Origin of the sequence: Fischerella muscicola PCC 7414 (assembly GCF_000317205.1) — a bacterium.
Lineage (GTDB): Bacteria > Cyanobacteriota > Cyanobacteriia > Cyanobacteriales > Nostocaceae > Fischerella > Fischerella muscicola.
The window spans coordinates 102,718-123,339 of the sequence record NZ_AJLK01000156.1; the positions used below are offsets into that span (position 1 = coordinate 102,718).

A 20,622-nucleotide genomic window follows, 5' to 3' on the forward strand; every position below is an offset into this window, starting at 1 on the left:
TTGATGGTTGGTAGTTGGTGGTTGATTGTTTGGTAATAACAACTACCATACAAACAACAAAACTCGACAAATATTTATTTGCCGAGTATGTATTTTATGACAATTTGTATATTATCTTTTTAGTACTTCCGTTGCAGAGGCTGACTACATCAACTATCTTCACAATACTTGGTGAATCAACTGATTCTCTTCAACAGAACTTTGATTTACTTCTAGACTACTTTAGCTTTCTGATTTGTCTCTATGCTTTTCAACCAAACACTAAGACTAGAAGGATTTCGCAGAGAATAATTTTGAATTTATTTTATGTGGTTAAGACAAAGCATGAAGTCAACTTGTTTAGTCTATTAATAGCTAGTTAATAGCTAGTTTGTAATTGCTATTCAACTTCATGATCGTTATTGACTTCTGTACCTTGCAGCGCTAATTCAAAGTTCATTCTCTGTTCAGCGTTACGCAAAAAGTAACCGCTAATCATAGCAGATGCTAGCAGACGACCGAGATTTTCACGGCTAGTGGTGATAGTAACACCGAAGTGTTCAGATGGTAAATTACCCAACAGTCCTACGATGTTCCGTTCCATCACCTGAAATACTTCAGGAGAACTAGGTTTAGATAGCTGGCTAACAGTATCTGGACTCAATGATTTAACATACTGCCAGAGCAAGTTCTCGGTTTGTGACTCGCTGTTAAAAAATTCTGAGACTCGATTGGATTGGTTGCTCACGTTTTTCCTCCTGTACTACCACACCAGCAGCCAAACTGATTTACTAAGCTTGAATCACAGATATTCATAATCTGTTTGACTTTGCTATTGCTGTTGTGTATTCCTGCAAACTAATGTAACAGGTAGAGTTTGTGTTGACAGTGGGTGTAACCGTACCAAACAAAGCGGAAAATATCACCATATTGGTTGTTGGTTAGTGGTTAGTGGTTAGTGGGTACAGACGCGATGTTCCTCGCGTCTGTACAATAGTGGTTAGTGGTTAATAGTTAACAACCAACAACCAACCACCAACAACTAACCCTACCCTTACGGGAAGCCACTTCGTGTCTACGGGTTCATCAGTCGCTCATGGGGGAGACGCCCCTTCTGCGCGCTGACTGACCACCAACAACCAACCACCAACAACTAACAACCAACCACTAACTAACTTGCCAAATATTCATTGATGCCGAGTTTGGATTTGCGGAGTTTACTGAGAGCTTCTCGTTCTATTTGTCGCACTCGTTCGCGGCTGATATTGAGTATTTCGCCGATCTTAGCCAAAGTTAGGGCATGTCCGTCGTTTAAACCAAAACGCAAGGATATTACTTCCCGTTGTTGTGGTGTGAGTTCTGCCATGAGACGTTCTAAGTCACCAGATAAGGAAGACTGGGTAACAAACTCTTCTGGAGATGCTCCTGGATCTTCTAGCATTTCTCCTAGTTCGGTATCATAGTTATCTCCCAAGCGTATATCTAGAGATAAAGGTACACGTGCTTTTTCTAGATACTCTCGTACTTGTCTGGGAGTTAGTTCTAGTTCTTGCGCTAATTCTGCAACTGAAGGGGCACGTCCTAATCTCTGAGATAACTGACGTTGTGCTTTTTTAATTTTGTTCAGTTTCTCGGTAATGTGAATTGGCAGGCGAATTGTACGCCCTTTTTCAGCGATCGCGCGAGTGATGGCTTGACGTATCCACCAATAAGCGTAGGTGGAAAATCTATAGCCTTTAGTCGGGTCAAATTTCTCTACACCGCGCTGCATCCCAATGCTACCTTCCTGAATTAAGTCAAGCAAATCGACGTTGCGCTTGATATACTTTTTCGCCACAGAAACCACTAGCCGTAGATTAGCTTCTACCATTTTGCGCTTAGCTATTTCGGCATCCGCGATCGCTCGATCTAATTCCCTTGGTTCTAACTGTGTCGCTTTTGCCCATTCTTCTAATGTTGGTTCACGACCTAACTGGGTGGCAAGTAACTCTCTAACTTCGTGCAGGGCTGTTGCCCGTTGCACCTGTTTGCCATAAAAAATTTCTTCCTCGTGTGTTAACAATGGCACGCGACCAATTTCACGTAGGTAAGTCCGCACTAGGTCTGTAGCTGTCTGAGCGGTCTTCATGGCACTACTCTTTAATAATTCTGGGTGTGGAAGTAAGTCATTTATGTATGAATGCCTGCGGCTGGGTGTCTACCCAGTCAAGCTGGGAACCCATGCTGTAACTTGCAATTTACACGCCCGCTAAGATGAGGACGACTGTTGATGTTCCGATTTGTTCTCAGTTGTTAAAGACTACAATTGCTTTTTTTGATGCACAAGTATCTACGGATAGAAAGATGGTGTTTTGTAAAACATTTTACGATTGTTACATTGTTAAACATTGTAACATTTATGATAAATTTTTGACTAGAGGGCAGACTGTAATTGTATGTTCTTTTTGCTAACTTTGGCTACGTATTTTTCTGAAATCCTATCTACCAGCTTATTCCATAACTTTAGCAAGGGCAAGAATTTTTTCTAATTTTTCTTAATAAAACTCTATATTAATTATAATGATATACCTATGGAATAATTAAGTTTTTAATGGGTAATGGGTAATTGGTAATAGGTAATGGGTAATTGGTAGTGGTTATTAATCATCCAATATCCCTTATCACCAATCCCCATTGCCCCTAATCTCCACCAGGGGCCGGTGAGTTCCCCAATCCCTTATGGAACCATGCAATATTCTTGGATCACTTTGACATCTAAGGTTGTGTTTTGCAGAGTACGGATAGCAGCGACGGTGGCTTTGGCGCCGGCAATGGTAGTGATAATGGGAATTTTGTAAGCTAAGGCTGTACGTCGAATCAGTCTAGCGTCGCTTTGGGCTTCTTCTCCAGAAGGTGTGTTAATAATCAGTTGAATTTTGTGATTTTTGATTGCATCCAAAACATGGGGGCGGCCTTCGTGGAGTTTCAATACTAACTCAACTTCTAAACCATGTTCTTGGAGGACACGGCGAGTACCATCGGTAGCCATGACAGCAAAGCCCAAATCGATAAATTCTTTGACTACTGGTACTGCTGCTGCTTTGTCGCGATCGTTCATTGAAACAAACACTGTACCACTTAAGGGTAAACGCTCACCAGCCCCTAATTCTGCCTTGGCAAAGGCGCGGCCAAAATCACTGTCTATGCCCATAACTTCACCAGTAGAGCGCATTTCTGGCCCAAGGATGGTATCAGTACCAGGGAATTTATTAAATGGTAGTACAGCCTCCTTCACGGCAATATGGGATGGTATGACTTCTTGTGTAAAGCCTAGTTCTTCTAAAGTTTTACCCGACATAATTAAGGATGCCAGTTTTGCCAAAGGTACGCCTGTAGCTTTAGAAACAAATGGCACAGTCCGAGAGGCGCGGGGATTAGCTTCTAAAATGTAAACTTGGGGCGATTCAGTTTGCGAACCAGCCACAGCAAACTGGATATTCATTAGCCCCACCACATTTAGCGCTTGTGCCAATTGCACTGTCCACTGACGAATCTGGTCAAGAACTGCTGCGGATAGGGAAATAGCAGGTAAAGAACACGCCGAATCTCCTGAGTGGATACCCGCTTGCTCAATGTGTTCCATAATTCCACCAATGACTACTCTACCTGTGTGGTCTGCGATCGCATCCACATCAACTTCGATCGCATTTTCCAGAAACTTATCGATTAAAATCGGGTGTTCTGGTTCCACTTGCACTGCAAATGTCATGTAGCGTTCTAGTTCTGTATCAGAGTAGACTATTTCCATTGCTCTACCTCCCAACACGTAGCTAGGACGCACTACCACCGGATAACCAATGCGTTTGGCAACAATCAACGCATCTTCATAGGTACGGGCTATACCATTTGCTGGTTGGGCAATATTTAATTCTTTGAGAATCTTCTCAAAGCGCTCCCGGTCTTCGGCTATATCAATAGAATCTGGAGAAGTACCCCAAATTCTGGTGGGGAGATGGGGTGGTGGGGTGGTGGGGTGATTTTTCTCTCCATCTCCCAATCTCCCCATCACCCCATCGTGGGAAGCCAAGTATTTCTGCAATGGTACAGCCAACTTCAATGGTGTTTGCCCACCAAACTGCACAATTATACCTACCGGATTTTCTGCCTCAATGATGTTTAAGACATCTTCTTTTGTCAGTGGTTCAAAATAAAGGCGATCGCTTGTGTCATAATCTGTTGACACAGTTTCGGGATTAGAGTTGACCATGATTGTTTCATAGCCTGCGTTTTTGAGTGCAAAGGCTGCATGACAACAACAATAGTCAAATTCAATTCCCTGCCCAATTCGGTTTGGCCCACCCCCCAAAATCATGACTTTGGGTTTATCAGTAGGCAAAATCTCTGTTTCTTGTTCGTAGGTAGAGTAGTAGTAAGGAGTAAACGCCTCAAACTCAGCTGCACAGGTATCCACAGTTTTATAAACCGGGATAACACCTAATTGTTTGCGGTATGCCCTGACTTCATCTTCTGTGGTTTTGGTGGCATAGGCAATCTGGCGATCGCTAAATCCTTGCCGTTTTATTTCATACATTTGCTCTTTTGTCAACTGCTGCAAGGATGTGCGCTTGAGGAATTTTTCTATTTCCAGTAGTTCCTGCATTTTTTCCAGGAACCAGGGGTCAATACCTGTCAACTCGTAGATTTCTTCAATGCTTAACCCCAACTGCATAGCGTGGCGCACAGCAAAAATGCGTTCAGGATTTGGTGTCCGCAGTTGGGCGCGAATTTGTTCGCCACTGGGGAGTTTTTCTTTGATGTCGCATCCCCAACCAGCACGCCCTGTTTCTAGAGAACGCAAAGCTTTTTGGAAAGACTCGTTAAATGTCCGTCCCATTGCCATTGCTTCCCCTACAGACTTCATTTGTGTGGTTAACACTGGTTCCGAACCGGGGAACTTTTCAAAGGCGAACCGGGGTATTTTGGTGACTACATAATCTATAGTCGGTTCAAAGGAAGCAGGAGTTTTTTTCGTAATGTCGTTTTTAATTTCATCTAAGGTGTAGCCGACAGCTAACTTGGCTGCCATTTTGGCGATCGGGAAACCAGTCGCTTTACTTGCCAAAGCTGAAGAACGAGAAACACGGGGGTTCATTTCGATCACAACTACTTCCCCATTTACAGGATTGACGGCAAACTGAATATTAGAACCACCAGTTTCCACGCCAATCTCGCGGATAATTTTAATCGCCATGTCCCGCAGCCGCTGATATTCTTTGTCGGTAAGGGTTTGAGCAGGGGCGACGGTTATGGAGTCTCCGGTGTGGATACCCATCGGATCTAGGTTTTCAATTGAGCAGATAATAACAACGTTATCTGCTAAGTCGCGCATTACTTCCAGTTCGTATTCTTTCCAACCCAACAGGGACTGATCAATCAAAATTTGCGATACAGGCGAAGCGTCAATTCCTGTTTGGGCCATTTCCGCAAATTCTTCTTCGTTGTAAGCGATACCACCGCCAGTACCACCCAAGGTAAAAGCAGGACGAATAATTAAAGGATAAGTACCGATGCGCCGGGCAATTGCTTTTGCTTCTTCTAGTGATGAAGCTGTTCCACTCGGACACACTTTAACACCAATCTTGGCCATCGCGTCGTTAAACAGTTGCCTGTCTTCGGCTTTTTCAATCGCTGGTAACTTAGCACCAATTAACTCAACGTTGTACTGTTCCAACACTCCATTTTTTGCCAAAGTCACAGCAATGTTGAGGGCGGTTTGTCCTCCCATTGTTGGTAATAAGGCGTCGGGACGTTCTTTGGCGATAATTTTTTCGACTAATTCTGGTGTTAGCGGTTCAATATAGGTGCGATCGGCGGTTTCTGGGTCGGTCATAATCGTAGCAGGATTGGAGTTGACCAACACTACTTCATAACCTTCTTCTCGTAACGCTTTGCAAGCCTGTGTCCCAGAGTAGTCAAATTCACAAGCTTGTCCAATTACTATTGGGCCTGACCCTAATAGCAGAATCTTTTTGATGTCATCACGGCGCGGCATAGTTCTTGCTTTGGAGTAAGAGAATACAAATCCTGATTATTTTAAGGGTCTTTACCCACTACTAATGCTGTTTATTATCAACTTTTCTAGACAAAATCATAGTGACCAATTTAAGAAAAGCCACTCTTGTTGATTTTTCTAGTATTACCAGTATTTTGTGCAATTGCTTGCTGTGGATAGAAGCAGCCTGATAAAGGTACAGAAGTCTCACGACTATAAACATAGTTAAATTACACTTTCATTTTACTTTTTTAGATTTTTAAACATGTTTTTAGCGTTTTTTATATCTAAATCACATGTAGGAATGATGTAGCATTTTTCACTTGCTTGCTGATGAATTTGATTTTTATCAGTTATTTTTCTCAATACAAAGGTAGTTTAATTTTTAACTTTATATAAATTAAGTTTTCAAATGTTAGAGTTTTTTTACTCAGGAATATTTTTTGTGGAAAAATAATAATTTCTCTAGAACAACACTGTGTGTTGATATATACAAGAATAAAAAGGCAGAGAAATTAGAATTTTATCTCTGCCTTTTTTTATAATTTTTTCACAACTAACACTTGCAAATTTTTTTGAAGTTTCACAAAAGCGTTTGAAAGCGATTAGGTGTTAGTTTTGCACACGTTGAACGAAACCTAAAGTTAAACTGTCCTTAGCAAGAAAATGAGCTAAATGGTAAGCTCTTTCTTCAGTTTTCAAAAGGATTTTTTCGTAGAGGTAACGTGTAGCGCGATCGCCTAAACTTTCTGCCTGAGAAGCTTGGCTACGGATCAATTTAATAATAGCTTGCTCTGCCTTGAGGTCATTTTCTACCATGTCACGGCTAGAAAAGACGCCATCTATTTCTTGTTCAAAGCAGCACAGTTCTGCCAATTTGGCAAAAGTAGCAACTGGTACTCCTCCCAGACCATTTAAGCGCTCACCAATATCATGGATATGCTCTTGTATTTCTTGATAGCTATCGTTAAAAAATTCGTGCAGGGAGTAGAATTCTGCACCTTCAACTACGAAATGATGCTTTTGGTACTGTAAAGCCAGACCTTGAAAACTAGCTAGAACAACGTTAAATCCTTCGCATACTGGAGTGGTAACACTGCGATCCAGCAACACAGGATTGTCGTAAACTTGACCAAAATTTTGTAATAAAGTTTGCGTTTCAGACATTGTTCTCCTCGCTTTTGAGCAGCTATAGTTTCTAACTGCTTAGGTTTTTACATATTAGCATTTTAAAAATGAAAACCAACTGGAGCAATATAATTAAATTCTGATTTTTTACTAAATAAAACTTCTGTTTTTATTTATTATTGAAAATCCATATCATCAAATCGTTTGAAATATACTAGCCATTAAGAGCATTTAGTTACAGAACGAGCAGTAGGCGTGTGTTTTCGTTTGTTAGCTAATGAATAGAGTTTGTATAAAAGGTAAAAATTTTCATTAAGTAGGAAGAACTCCTAAAATCTCACCCTTCTCCTTAACTTGAGATATGTCTTGAAAATAAGGCAGCTATGCTGAGGGTAGTCCTGATGAAAAAATTTCACCACCAAGCAATGAAAAAACCTCACCCCTTCTCCTCTCCTTACCCAAGGAGAGGAGAAGGGGTGAGGTTACTTTCTATTCAGAAGGGGAGGATTTGACTTGTTTATTCGATTCATAGCGGATGCTGTGCCGCCAGTGTCGCTACTTTGAAGTGACAGGTAACAATAGTCTTCTTTGGGAGCGATAAATAGCAAATTTTTGAATTTTGAGGATTAAATCACTACTTAATTATTTATTACTTGCTATTGCTTCTTTTAGCTGTCTATTTAACCTTTTTACTCTGATTTACGTATGTGATTGAGATTTTTTATCAAAAACTAATGAGAAAAGTTTGCACTTAATGTATGCTAATTTAAGGAGTTCTACTCCCGATAACATCTATATCAACGGAGTCGAAGCGCAGTATTTACTGCAAGTTTATTGCACTTTGAGGGCGGCAATCTTGAAGTCTTTCAGTTCAGAACTAGAAGCAAAATACGTTGTAGAAGTGAATTGGTCAGACCGTTGGCAGGTCTATCAACGTTTGCGGGAATTGGATATTCCTTGCTGGTGTGAGACAAACCAACCATTGACAGTTCAAATTGACAATGCTTACACAGCTATTCAACTTTGGAGTGTCATACGGCAATTCACGGCATCTCGGCAAGTATTGATTTGGGCTTTAGAAGTGTGTTGGTAAAAGAATTCCGAATTCGCAATTAAATGCCAACCATTGATTTTATTAGTAAAAAATAGGTCACAATTATGGGTAAATACCACGAGACTGAAACAACAGCATTTTGTTTGGAGGCAAGATTCCTCGATTTTGTGATCAAAGATGGCTATAAACTCAAAGGGCTACTGCTAGCAACTCCTGACGGTGAATGTTATGTCAAACTAGCTAAACATTTACGGGTAGCTTTTGATTGGCGCTTGCCCCGTGGTACTTGGTTGCAAGTTGTAGGTGAGAAAAAATACGATCGCAAAACTGGTGAAGTCAAGCTAAAAGCTGAGCGAATTTTGGCAGCCAGAATAGACACGGTGACGCCAAGAAAAGAAGATACAGAAAATTTCTCCGTTTCCTCCCCGAATGAAACCAAGCCAAAAACGGCGAAATCAACTATCCTAGTATGTCAAAAATCTGATTGCGTGAAACGTGGCGGCAAAGAAGTGTGCCAAGCTATACAAGCAGCTATGAGCGATCGCGGTTTAGAAGATCAAGTAACTATTAAAGGCACTGGCTGTATGAAGAATTGTAAAGCAGGACCTAATGTAGTTATGCCCGATAAAACTCGCTATAGTCGCATCAAAGCCACAGAAATACCCGCGCTGATGGATAAGCATTTTGCTGCTAAACATCAAGACAGTGAAATGACAATAGCGATCGCTAACAGTACTACTCTACCACACAAGTTTTGACAGCTTGCAAGACGTCAGATCCCCGACTTTTTAAAAAAGTCGGGGATCTAGTCAAACTGTCAAAATCAATTTGGTGAACTAGTACTACTATTTAAAAAGAAAAAAAATTTCATCAATATATTTTGTTGAGTGGAGACGTGAGGAACATCGCGTCTGTGGGAAATTATTTTTGAGAATCGAACACAGATGGACACAGATGGACACAGATGGACACACATAGATTATCCGTGTGTATTAGGTATTCTGTTCCCTGTTAAGAGTTCCCCTTCTCAATCCAACTTGGAGAAAAGCGCGTCCCAATCAATTACAGAAGGTCGTGGCCCGGTATTGACTATCTCAAAAATTTTTCTTTCACAATGGAAATTGGTGATACATTCTACGCAGGCTGTTGCAACATCGATGCGGCTGGTTTGACCGGTGAGTTTGTCACCTGTTCCCACTACTACACCAAGCTTACCTCCTGTTTTGGCTTTCAACAAAGTGTTGAGGTCATATGAAGTATAAGGGCCGTCAATCAGGCGACCTGGGCGGATAATAGTGTAAGGCAAGCCGGAATTTATGATCGCTTCCTCACCTTTTTGTTTAGCATCAAGTACACCGAAGGCATTGAGAATACTATAGGGAAACTTATCTTTGCGTAGAACTCCGCAGGAAGATACATAAACAAATCGTTTCAACCCAGAAGGCGCTGCTTGTACTAAATTGGTGACACCTTGTATATCAACTTTTTCAGGGCTATTTTTTGCTTTGGCTTTGGCATCTGAGGGATTAAAAAATAGCTTTACCCATGTAATCAAATTAGGTGTTTGCTCAAAATCCCATTTAGCAGAAGGGAAAGCAGTAGTGCCGGTACAACATATGGTGTAACTCACATCCACCATCGCTGCTGGAAGTGTAGCCTCCTCGCGTATATCACCAACAGCAATTTCTACTTTGTCATCAAACATCTTTTGGGCTTTGGCAGTGTTGCGTGTCAGGACACGAACTTGAAAGCCCTTTTCCAACAGCTTGCCTACTACTAATTGCCCCACGCCACCAGTCGCACCAGCAACAAGTACTCTTTCTTCAGTAGATACTGCCGCAGAAGTCATAACTATCACCAAGGGATAAAACTGATAACCGATAACTAATAACTGATAACTGTTAAATCTCAACCACCACTGATTTTGGCTTTATACCCTAGCTTGGTCAAAATTTCCAGAATTTTCTGCTTGTGTTCGCCTTGAATTTCAATTTCGTTATCTTTAACTGTGCCACCTGTACCGCACTGAGTTTTCAATTGTTTTACTAATGCTTGTAAGGTTTCTGGTTTAGTTTGAAAACCGCTAATTACAGTGACAGTCTTCCCTTTGCGGCCAGCGCGAGTTGCTTGTACCCGCAAATTCTGTTTTTCCGGTGGTAGTTCTTGAGTTGGTCTTTCTAATGCTGGGGAATTATTGTCACCAAATTCACGGTAGACAAAGCGATCGCTAGATGATTTATCCTTTGGGGAAGCCATAAATTTATATTAAGCAGAATCTCAGGATCAAGAGTCTTCTTTTATCCTAATCCGCTTGAGACTTTTTTATAATTAAGTTCATCTTGTAGTTTAAACATCAACCCAAGCTATAACGGCACGTGGCGATGGCGACGCTATTGACACCACATGTGCCTCACCAATCCAAAATCTAAAATCCAAAATCGAATGACCACTACTCCCATTTCCCCTAATTCCCAAACTCATCAACAGCCCGACCTCCAAGGACGCTTCGGCCGCTTCGGTGGTAAATACGTGCCGGAAACACTCATGCCAGCACTGGCAGAATTAGAAACAGCATACGAACAATACCGCAATCAACCTGCTTTTGTTGCTGAATTACAACAATTACTCCACGACTACGTAGGGCGTGCCACTCCTTTGTATTTTGCCGAACGCCTCACCGCCCACTATGCCCGGCCAGATGGAACAGGAGCGCAAATTTACTTAAAGCGTGAAGACTTAAATCATACAGGCGCTCACAAAATCAATAATGCGATCGGTCAGGTGTTGTTGGCAAAACGCATGGGCAAAAAGCGGATTATTGCCGAAACTGGTGCTGGACAACACGGTGTAGCAACGGCGACAGTTTGCGCTCGATTTGGTTTGGAATGTGTGATTTACATGGGCGTTCACGATATGGAACGTCAAGCTTTGAATGTGTTTAGAATGCGGCTGATGGGGGCAGAAGTACGTCCAGTAGCGGCGGGAACAGGTACACTCAAGGATGCCACTTCGGAAGCAATTCGGGATTGGGTAACAAATGTAGAGACGACTCACTATATTTTGGGTTCAGTGGCCGGGCCCCATCCTTACCCGATGATGGTGCGGGATTTTCATGCAGTGATTGGACAAGAAACCCGCGCTCAAGCAATGGAAAAATGGGGAGGCTTGCCTGATATTCTTATAGCTTGTGTCGGTGGTGGTTCTAATGCGATGGGACTTTTTCACGAGTTTGTGAATGAGCCATCTGTGCGGTTAATTGGGGTAGAAGCTGCTGGCGAAGGTATAGATACAGATAAACACGCTGCTACCTTGACAAAAGGACGAGTTGGTGTATTGCACGGGGCAATGAGTTATCTGCTACAAGACAACGATGGACAGGTGATTGAAGCCCATTCGATTAGTGCCGGTTTAGACTATCCGGGTGTGGGGCCAGAACATAGTTATTTAAAAGATTCTGGACGTGCCGAATATTACAGTGTTACCGATGCTGATGCTTTAGGAGCATTCCAGAGACTTTCGCGCTTAGAGGGAATTATACCTGCACTAGAAACCGCCCATGCGATCGCCTATCTCGAAACTTTGTGTCCCCAACTCAGCGGTAGTCCCCGGATTGTGATTAACTGTTCTGGGCGTGGCGATAAAGATGTGCAGACAGTAGCAAAGTTCTTAAATCCGGCATAAGAACAGTATTAGGCATGGAGCTAACAACCACAAATTATTAATTACCCATTACCCATTACCCAAATGGTGTCTATCTTAGGATTCTGGTTGCCCTCAAGACTATAGTGTTACATTGCAACTAGGCTAATGCTGGGAAATTTGTTTGTAGTAAGCGCTTTAGCGCTTGCTATAAACTATCAGCAACATGTTAGTAACACAAGTGCAAGAGAAACTTATAGATATTGATGGCTAATGGCGCCACCAAAAGCATATGTTTACCGAAACGTCTTTGGCAGGAAAAGAAAGCCAATATTCTCACCAAAACGTATTGATTGTTGGGGGAGGGCCAGCAGGACTTGCCACTGCGTTAGTGTTAGCCAAACGTGGTTGGACAAATATTACAGTTCTAGAAAAACGCGCTACTGCGGATTATTATGAACCTGACAAGTCATTTAATTATTTAATTGATGGTCGGGGTCAAAAATTTACTGACTTGCTTGGATTAACTCAGCAGTTAGCAACACTTAGTGTACCAAGTACAGAGTTTTATTTAACAGTCATTAAACCAAATGGCAACCGTAAAACATCAAAAGTACCTGTTGTAGACCCAAAACGAAAAACTGCCTACTGGATACCACGCCGAGCATTTGTTAATTTGCTCTACCAAGAAATAGAAAAGAATTGGTCAAACCACATCACAGTGTTATTTAACACGCAATGTGTAGAAATCAATAAAATAGATGTAGATAGTGAAGATACAGAAAAGTTAGAAGTTTTTGCCCAAACAAACAATAGTAATAAAACTAGATTTGAGCCTAATTTTCTTGTCGGTTGTGATGGGATTAACTCTATTGTGCGGGAGACCCTGAAAAAGTGGGATAAATCTACGTCAAACAGATTTGAAATGAAGAAATTTCCCTCACCTAGTTCAGGTTTGAGGTATAAAGTATTGAGTTTACCACCGAAGTTTCCTCTTGATCACACTGATAAAGAACATGCTGTCAGCACTATGGCCTATGCTATTCGTGGGGCATTTCGGGAACGTCAGCGTTCTGTTTCTCTAGGTTTGTTACCTCTGAAAAATCCTGATGAGCCTCGTAGTGCCAATATTATTACATATCCAGATCATCAAATTTGGGAATTAAAAAGTGGTGAGGAAGTTTATAAATTTATTGAGCAAGCTTTCCCACAATTACCTATCAACAAAATATTATCGTTTCCAGAAGCAGAACGCTTTGCTAAAAGTGAAGGTGGTTACTTTCCCAATCCTCAATATTCTTCTGGATTATACTTTTTGTTCAAACAACAACCAGACAAAGGCATAGTACTTTTAGGAGACGCGATCCATTGCTTTCCACCTGATATTGGACAGGGTGTAAATTCAGCATTAGAAGATGTTTATATCTTGAATGAGGCACTTGAAAAAAGTGGTGATCAACTTTCAGATGCCTTACCTTTATATGAGTCTTGGCGTTTACCGGATACCAAAGCGTTGATACGTCTTGCTCAAATTGCTTATCCGTGGCAGTATAACCAAGCTCCAGTTCGTAAATGGCTGTGGAGTATTAATTTCGTTTTGCGGCTTTTACTTAATCGTTTGCTGCCATATGTATTTAGTCCGCCAGCCTTTTTTATGATTCAAAATCACCAGCTTTCCTATCAGGAAATCTTGACGATGGTGCAACGTACCACCCAGAAATTATATTTACTTGTTTTAGCAGTTATTTTTGGATTTTTATCATTACCCTATTTTGTCTATTTTAAAGATATTTTTTAGAGGACAATGACTGAGCAACGTGAGTCTGACTTGCAGTCAGCAAATATTCAAAAATCAAATGAACCGACTGATGATGTCAACAAAGAGTCGGTAGATAATTCCAACACTAATCCGATCGCGAGTGTTTGGAATAAAACAACAGCACGATTGATACAATTATTACCTGTAGAACAAATTTCACAGTCTTTTGTGAAATGGTTCAGTGTCAACGAAGCTCAAGTTGCAGAGATTCTAGAGCAAGTACGAGCAGAACTGCCCACCACAGAAGCTTTATTGCTTGGTAAGCCTCAGGCTGGAAAAAGTTCGATTATACGGGGATTGACGGGAGTTTCGGCCGAAATTGTCGGTCAAGGATTTCGCCCCCATACCCAACACACCCAACGTTACGCCTATCCTTCCAACGACCTACCTCTACTGGTTTTTACGGATACAGTCGGGCTAGGTGATGTTAATCAAGATACTGATATAGTCATTCAAGAACTAGTTGGCGATTTGCAAAAAGAGAGTCGTGGCGCTAAAGTCATGATTCTCACTGTCAAAATTAACGATTTCGCCACCGATACACTCAGACAAATTGCTCAGGAGTTACGTCAAAAATATCCAGATATTCCCTGTTTGTTGGCAGTTACCTGTTTACATGAAGTTTATCCTCCTGATGTTGCCGATCATCCAGAGTATCCACCAACATATGAAGAGGTCAACCGCGCTTTCAGTGCCATACAGGATACTTTTGCTGGACTGTACGATCGCTGTGTGATCATCGACTTTACCCTAGAAGAAGATGGCTACACACCAGTGTTTTATGGCTTGGAGGTTTTGAGGGATACTCTAGCAGATTTACTTCCAGAAGCCGAAGCACGAGCAATTCATCAATTATTAGATCAGGGAACTGGCGAGAAAATAGGTAATCTCTACCGAGATGTAGGACGCCGTTATATTTTGGCATTTGCCGTGATTGCAGCAACGATCGCAGCAACACCACTACCATTAGCGACAATGCCTGTATTAATTGCATTGCAAGTATCAATGGTCGGACTGTTAGGTAAATTATATGGGCAGACACTCACCCCTTCTCAAGCTGGTGGTGTAGTCAGTGCGATCGCAGGTGGTTTTTTTGCACGGGCGGTAGCACGGGAGTTAGTTAAGTTTATACCTGGGTTCGGCAGTGTGATTGCTGCTTCTTGGGCTGCTGCCTACACTTGGGCATTAGGAGAAGGAGCTTGTGTATACTTTGGTGATTTGCTGGGAGGTAAAAAACCTGACCCCCAAAAAATTCAATCTGTGATGCAAGATGCGTTTAAGCAAGCCAAAGCACGTTTTAAGGGTATGAAGTAGGAAGTATCATTGCCTTTTGATGATGTTGGTTAACCCTGAGAGTATAACTTTCGACTTCTAAGGAAACGGTGCTAATCCCTACTTAATATTTTTCTCACTTACAAATGTCCCACGATAGGGACGCGGCGCGACTTCCCCCTGGTGGAATGAGGTTTTCAAATATACCCAAGTGACCGTGTGTGTCAGCACCAATTGCTTTAAATGTCACTTCGCTGTCACCGATAACGAGGTGATTTCCCTCTCCTGGCGCTAATACAATTTCTTTGGTAGGTAAGGTCATAGTAACTTTTCTCTCCCGATAGTTTCTATCTTGACTGAAAATATATAGAAAATGCGATCGCTCTTAAGTACCTATGACTGCCAAAATCTCTTAAAGAGAATATTCTTGAAGCAGTTTGCAGTAGAATTAGTCCTTTAGAGAGAGGAGGGCAAAAAGTGACTCGGGTCATCATCGTGCGCCACGGTCAAAGCACGTATAACACTGAAAAACGTATTCAAGGGCGCACCGATGCGTCTAAATTAACTGAAAAAGGTTGTAACGATGCCAGTTTAGTTGGCAAAGCCCTCAGTAATATTTCATTCAATGCTATTTATAGTAGTCCCCTACAGCGAGCTAAACAAACAGCAGATATCATCTGGCGATCGCTAGAAAATAATTCTGGGCAGTCTGTTGTTCCTCAAACTTCCAATCTGCTGCTAGAAATTGACTTACCTTTGTGGGAGAAAATGCTTGTAGCGGAAGTTAAGCAGAAGTTTGCGGAAGATTACCGCATTTGGAAACAGTCGCCCCATCAATTCCAGATGCTTGTTCCAGACAGAGAGGGAAATAGCCGAGAACATTATCCTGTCTTAGGTTTGTACGAACAAGCACGGCAATTTTGGCAAGAAATTCTGTCCCGCCATCCAGGTCAGACGATTTTAATAGTAGGGCATAACGGCATTAATCGAGCTTTAATCAGCACAGCACTGGGTATTTCTCCATCTCGCTACCATTCCATCCAACAATCTAACTGCGGCATTAGTGTACTCAATTTTGCGGGTGGTTTAGGAGATGCAGTTCAGCTCGAATCTATGAACCAAACCCAACACTTGGGAGATATTCTCCCCTCTGTGCGACCAAACCATCATGGTGTGCGTTTATTGCTGATCCGTCACGGCGAAACCGAGTGGAATCGCCAAGGTAAATTTCAAGGTCAAATTGATGTTCCTCTCAACGAAAATGGTAGGCTACAGGCACAAAAAGCCGCCGCATTTCTCAAAGATGTGGAACTTGATTTTGCCGTTAGCAGTCCGATGCTACGTCCCAAAGAAACTGCTCAAATCATCTTACAGAACCACAACAGTATCAAGTTAGAATTGCAAGATGGTTTTAGAGAAATTAGCCACGGACTTTGGGAAGGAAAATTAGAATCAGAAATTGAACAAGAATTTCCGGGAGAGTTAGAACGTTGGCGAACAGTACCAGCCCAAGTACAAATGCCCGCAGGGGAAAATTTGCAACAGGTATGGGAACGCAGCGTCACAACTTGGCAATCAGTTGTAGAAGCAGCATTGGCAAACCAACTCCAAACCGGGATAGTCGTTGCTCATGATGCTACTAACAAAACTCTGCTTTGCCATATTCTAGGTTTGTCACCAGATAATTTTTGGAATTTCCGTCAGGGTAATGGCGCAGTCAGTGTTATAGACTACCCTTCAGGATTGAATGGTTTACCAGTGTTGCAAGCAATGAATATTACCACTCATTTGGGTGGAGGGGTGCTAGATAAAACCGCAGCAGGGGCGTTGTAAGAGTTATGTTATGACAAGTGAATTATTACAACAAGTACGGATTGTTGACCCGGTTTCTGGCACTGATCAAGTAGCTGATGTGCTGATTGATGATGGTTATATCCAGTCAGTAGCAAATAGTATTTCTGATGTGCCAGAAGACACTCTCGTCCAAGACTGTAGTGGATTAGTCTTAGGAACAGGGTTGATAGATTTGTATAGCCATTCAGGAGAACCGGGATTTGAAGAACGGGAAACCCTTTGTTCTCTACTAAAAGCAGCGGCGGCTGGTGGCTTCACAAGAATTAGCATCTTACCCGACACATCCCCGGCTGTAGATAACCCGGCGGTGGTGGCGCAGTTGTTGGAGTTGGGGAGATGGGGAGAAAAAAGCACCCCACTACCCCATCACCCTACCACCCTATCACAAAAGCCCCATCTCAACATCTGGGGCGCGATCACTCTTGATGTTGCTGGTAAGCAAATGACGGAGTTGGCAGATTTAGCGGTGGCGGGGGTAGTCGGTTTTGCTGATGGTCAGCCTTTGGAAAATACGGCACTAGTACGGCGAGTGTTAGAGTATCTCCAGCCCTTGGGAAAGCCTGTAGCACTTTGGTGTTGCGATCGCCAACTCAGGTCAAATGGAGTCATGCGCGAAGGGCCAGACTCTCTGCGCTTTGGTTTGCCAGGGAATCCTGCTGCTTCTGAAACCTCTGCGATCGCTGCTTTGATCGAATTGGTAGCTGCTACGGGGACGCCTGTACACATTATGCGCGTTTCCACAGCCCGCAGCGTCGAACTAATCGCATCGGCAAAAAGTCAAGGCTTACCGATCACCGCTAGCACCACTTGGATGCATGTTTTACTTGACACAGAATCACTTAAAAGCTATAATCCAAATTTAAATTTAGATCCGCCCTTGGGTAATCCGAGTGATTTGTTAGCATTGCGGCAAGCAGTACGCACAGGTATTATAGATGCGATCGCCATTGATCACGCCCCCTATACCTACGAAGAAAAAACTGTAGCATTTGCCGAAGCACCACCGGGGGCAATAGGTTTAGAGTTAGCGCTACCTTTGTTGTGGCAACATCTGGTAGAAACTGGTGAATTTAGCGCCCTTCAATTGTGGCAAGCATTGAGTAGTCGTCCGGCGGAGTGTTTAAAACAGAATTTGAGTGCGATCGTTCCTGGACAAAAAGCGGAATTAACATTATTTGATCCGCAGCAAAGCTGGAAAGTTGACAGACAAAATCTTCGTACCCTCTCACAGAATACGCCTTGGTTGGGACAACAGTTGACGGGTAGGGTAGTGAAAATTTGGATACCTTAAATAATTATCGGTATATTAGCCATGATTACGTCAGACACATACCACTGGATTACCAACGGGTAATCTATCTGTGTCTATCGGTGTGTATCGCCTTGCACGGTGGTCGAATAATAAAACATGATTTTTGTCACCGCTTGAATTCACATGAAGCGTCATTTTTAATTCGAGTCCAAGGAGTGTTACCCCTCCTGCTATTTTTGGTAAAAACTACTATAATTACTTAGACAAGACAACAATTCGTAAAATATAGCTACGCCTAACTGTGTTTACAACTGCACTTATTCAACGAGATCAAACCCAACCGGGTGCATTACCACTAGATTTATTTGCAGCGATCGAGAGTTTAAAAAAAGAATTGAATGCGGTAATCCTGGCTCATTATTATCAAGAGCCAGATATTCAAGATATTGCAGACTTTATTGGCGATTCTCTACAACTTTCTAAAGCAGCAGCTGATACCAATGCTGATGTGATCGTTTTTGCTGGCGTTCACTTTATGGCAGAAACAGCCAAGATTCTCAATCCCGATAAAATGGTGCTGTTACCAGATGTGAATGCTGGCTGTTCTTTAGCAGATACCTGTCCGCCAAAAGAATTTGCAGAATTTAAAGCAGCGCATCCCGGACATTTGGTAGTTTCTTATATCAATTGCTCTGCTGAAATTAAGGCGATGAGCGATATTATTTGTACGAGTTCCAACGCTGTCAAAATTGTGCAGCAGATACCCAAAGATGTGCCGATCATTTTTGCACCAGATCGGAATTTAGGACGGTATGTGATGGAACAGACTGGGCGAGATATGGTGTTATGGCAAGGTAGCTGCATTGTCCATGAGACTTTTTCGGAAAAGAAAATCGTCCAGTTGAAAATAGCACATCCAGAAGCAGAAGCGATCGCACATCCAGAATGTGAACCTGCTGTTTTGCGTCACGCTAGTTTCATCGGTTCTACAGCCGCTTTACTAAAGTATTGTCAACAAAGTCCGACTCAAGAATTTATTGTGGCTACGGAACCGGGAATTATTCATCAGATGCAGAAAGCTGCACCATCCAAGCATTTTATTCCTGCGCCACCAATCAATAATTGCAACTGCAATGAGTGTCCATTTATGCGGTTGAATACTTTGGAAAAATTGTATTTGGCCATGAAAAATCGTGCGCCGGAAATCACGATGTCTGAAGAGATACGATTGGCGGCGTTGCGTCCAATTCAACGGATGTTGGAGATGAGTGTTTAGTTAAGTTTGGTTGGTAGAGATGCGATTTTGTTGTTGCATCTCTATTTTTCAAGTTAGCCATTCACGAGAAAATCTGACCTATCATCAGATTGATCTCTGTTCTCTGTAGCATATATTTTTTAATAGAAACTAAAATTTACTCTTCTCGGCTTCTTTCTGTGCCGCTTCACTATATTTCTTATACAATTTAGTCCGAATTTGTGCTTCTTGATAACGACTGTGACTGGGTGGAACATTACCCATTAAATCAGAAGCTCTTTGCCAGTTAGCAGCTATTTCTAACCATTGAGTTGATGTTTTAGCTATTTTCCCTGCATCGGAAGTTTGGTTAGCAATTCGTACTGCTATTGTAAATGAGTCTTCTGAGTTTGAAGATTTTGCTGTTGGGGTGAGAGAACTTGTTGTTTCTGGTAGCAAGGGATTTTGTAACTTACCATTTAACACCGCATAAATAATCGAGCTTAATAAGATTAACAATAAACTTAAACTTAAAGAAAAAAAATTCCAGCCCCAAGCTGAATTCTTGGATTTGTTACTAATTGGTATTGGTTGAGATAATTGAGTTTTACTTAAATGTATTTTTCCTGCTTCAGATTTTTGCTCTTGGTAATTATTAATGAATTGTTGAAAAATATTAGGCTGTTCTAATATGATTTCTTCTGACCACAGCAATTGGTTTTCTGGCTCACGCATAATTTCTTCTAACCACAACAATTGCTGTTCCTGGACTATGCGACTGTTGATCTTGACTTTACGAATGTTACGGGGTTGGATTGATTCCAGAATTTGCTGAATTTGCTTCACTAAAGTTGATTGCTCTAGTTTATCTAGTGTGGAAGCCTCGCACAAAATTTGTAATACACCATCATGATAAATTGCTCTGGTTCTCACACCAGAATTTGCTAGTCTTTCATTTAACACTTGAATAATCGCAGCAACGCTACCCTGACGTGCTTGCCAAGCGATATCATTGATTCTGTTTACCATCATTTGGGAAAGTGCGATCGCTTTTCAGCCGAAATTATTAACCAAAAAATCAGTGAAATCTATTTAGGCTTGTGTTGGATGCAACCAAGCCTGTACTTGATTGTATGGGTAAAAACACCAGCTTGCCAAATCTGTCTTGAAAATGGCTGTGAGGGTGTAGGGGTGTGTAGACGCGTAGCGGCTTAAGGTAAGGGTGGAGTGTGTAGACGCGCTCATAGGCTTCCCGTAGGGTGGAGTGTGAGGGGTGTGAGGAGTAGTAGCCATTAACTACTAACCACTAACCAATGTACCAGACGTGCCATGGCACGTCTGGTACAACCATTAACCACTA

17 protein-coding genes are annotated in these 20,622 nt (G+C 42.0%); 8 read left to right on the forward strand and 9 right to left on the reverse strand.

The annotated features are described in order from the left end of the window. Positions 1 to 379: 379 nt before the first annotated feature. The 4 genes from UYI_RS0124760 to dpsA all read right to left on the reverse strand — a co-directional run bounded on the left by UYI_RS0124760 (position 380) and on the right by dpsA (position 7,177). Positions 380 to 727 (reverse strand): DUF760 domain-containing protein, encoded by a 348-nt coding sequence (locus UYI_RS0124760; protein WP_016869370.1) that lies wholly within the window; start codon positions 725 to 727, stop codon positions 380 to 382. 423 nt (positions 728 to 1,150) lie between these two features. Then, positions 1,151 to 2,107, reverse strand: a complete 957-nt coding sequence (locus tag UYI_RS0124765) for an RNA polymerase sigma factor, RpoD/SigA family (protein WP_016869371.1) — start codon at positions 2,105 to 2,107, stop codon at positions 1,151 to 1,153. 588 nt (positions 2,108 to 2,695) lie between these two features. After that, complete coding sequence (gene carB / locus UYI_RS0124770) at positions 2,696 to 6,010, reverse strand: carbamoyl-phosphate synthase large subunit (protein ID WP_016869372.1); 3,315 nt, start codon at positions 6,008 to 6,010, stop codon at positions 2,696 to 2,698. 612 nt (positions 6,011 to 6,622) lie between these two features. Next, positions 6,623 to 7,177 (reverse strand): DNA starvation/stress protection protein DpsA, encoded by a 555-nt coding sequence (gene dpsA, locus UYI_RS0124775; protein WP_016869373.1) that lies wholly within the window; start codon positions 7,175 to 7,177, stop codon positions 6,623 to 6,625. Positions 7,178 to 7,994: 817 nt separating this feature from the next. On the opposite strand from dpsA, the gene UYI_RS0124780 reads away from it, so the two are divergent. After that, positions 7,995 to 8,231 (forward strand): Asr1405/Asl0597 family protein, encoded by a 237-nt coding sequence (locus UYI_RS0124780; RefSeq protein WP_026086153.1) that lies wholly within the window; start codon positions 7,995 to 7,997, stop codon positions 8,229 to 8,231. Positions 8,232 to 8,296: 65 nt separating this feature from the next. After that, positions 8,297 to 8,950 carry a (2Fe-2S) ferredoxin domain-containing protein gene (locus UYI_RS0124785; protein WP_016869375.1) on the forward strand — a complete coding sequence of 218 codons (654 nt, stop codon included), beginning with the start codon at positions 8,297 to 8,299 and terminating at the stop codon, positions 8,948 to 8,950. A 269-nt stretch (positions 8,951 to 9,219) separates the two neighbouring features. Here the strand turns inward: UYI_RS0124785 and UYI_RS0124790 are convergent, their stop codons facing one another. Next, positions 9,220 to 10,041 carry an SDR family oxidoreductase gene (locus UYI_RS0124790; protein WP_016869376.1) on the reverse strand — a complete coding sequence of 274 codons (822 nt, stop codon included), beginning with the start codon at positions 10,039 to 10,041 and terminating at the stop codon, positions 9,220 to 9,222. 59 nt (positions 10,042 to 10,100) lie between these two features. Continuing rightward, positions 10,101 to 10,448, reverse strand: a complete 348-nt coding sequence (locus tag UYI_RS0124795) for a translation initiation factor (RefSeq protein ID WP_016869377.1) — start codon at positions 10,446 to 10,448, stop codon at positions 10,101 to 10,103. A gap of 186 nt (positions 10,449 to 10,634) precedes the next feature. Here UYI_RS0124795 and trpB point away from each other — a divergent pair, with 186 nt between their 5' ends. The 3 genes from trpB (at position 10,635) to UYI_RS0124810 (ending at position 14,964) form a co-directional block, all read left to right on the forward strand. After that, positions 10,635 to 11,873, forward strand: a complete 1,239-nt coding sequence (trpB, locus tag UYI_RS0124800; RefSeq protein WP_016869378.1) for a tryptophan synthase subunit beta — start codon at positions 10,635 to 10,637, stop codon at positions 11,871 to 11,873. A gap of 250 nt (positions 11,874 to 12,123) precedes the next feature. Continuing rightward, on the forward strand, positions 12,124 to 13,629 hold the full coding sequence (locus UYI_RS0124805; RefSeq protein ID WP_016869379.1) for an FAD-dependent oxidoreductase: 1,506 nt from the start codon (positions 12,124 to 12,126) through the stop codon (positions 13,627 to 13,629). 6 nt (positions 13,630 to 13,635) lie between these two features. Further along, a complete protein-coding gene (locus UYI_RS0124810) occupies positions 13,636 to 14,964 on the forward strand; it encodes a GTPase family protein (RefSeq protein ID WP_016869380.1) in 1,329 nt (442 codons plus the stop codon). Positions 14,965 to 15,058: 94 nt separating this feature from the next. Here UYI_RS0124810 and UYI_RS0124815 read toward each other — a convergent pair whose 3' ends face one another. Beyond that, positions 15,059 to 15,244 carry a cupin domain-containing protein gene (locus UYI_RS0124815; RefSeq protein WP_016869381.1) on the reverse strand — a complete coding sequence of 62 codons (186 nt, stop codon included), beginning with the start codon at positions 15,242 to 15,244 and terminating at the stop codon, positions 15,059 to 15,061. Positions 15,245 to 15,399: 155 nt separating this feature from the next. On the opposite strand from UYI_RS0124815, the gene UYI_RS0124820 reads away from it, so the two are divergent. The 3 genes from UYI_RS0124820 (at position 15,400) to nadA (ending at position 19,304) form a co-directional block, all read left to right on the forward strand. Continuing rightward, positions 15,400 to 16,755, forward strand: coding sequence for a histidine phosphatase family protein (locus UYI_RS0124820; RefSeq protein WP_016869382.1), 1,356 nt, complete (start codon positions 15,400 to 15,402; stop codon positions 16,753 to 16,755). Positions 16,756 to 16,765: 10 nt separating this feature from the next. Continuing rightward, positions 16,766 to 18,067 carry a dihydroorotase gene (locus UYI_RS0124825; protein ID WP_016869383.1) on the forward strand — a complete coding sequence of 434 codons (1,302 nt, stop codon included), beginning with the start codon at positions 16,766 to 16,768 and terminating at the stop codon, positions 18,065 to 18,067. A gap of 262 nt (positions 18,068 to 18,329) precedes the next feature. Then, entirely contained in the window at positions 18,330 to 19,304 is a 975-nt protein-coding gene (gene nadA, locus UYI_RS0124830; protein ID WP_016869384.1) for a quinolinate synthase NadA, read from the forward strand. Positions 19,305 to 19,433: 129 nt separating this feature from the next. Here nadA and UYI_RS0124835 read toward each other — a convergent pair whose 3' ends face one another. Then, positions 19,434 to 20,291 (reverse strand): hypothetical protein, encoded by an 858-nt coding sequence (locus UYI_RS0124835; protein WP_016869385.1) that lies wholly within the window; start codon positions 20,289 to 20,291, stop codon positions 19,434 to 19,436. Between the two features lie 63 nt (positions 20,292 to 20,354). Beyond that, positions 20,355 to 20,555 (reverse strand): hypothetical protein, encoded by a 201-nt coding sequence (locus UYI_RS37170; RefSeq protein ID WP_146007603.1) that lies wholly within the window; start codon positions 20,553 to 20,555, stop codon positions 20,355 to 20,357. Between the last annotated feature and the right edge of the window lie 67 nt (positions 20,556 to 20,622).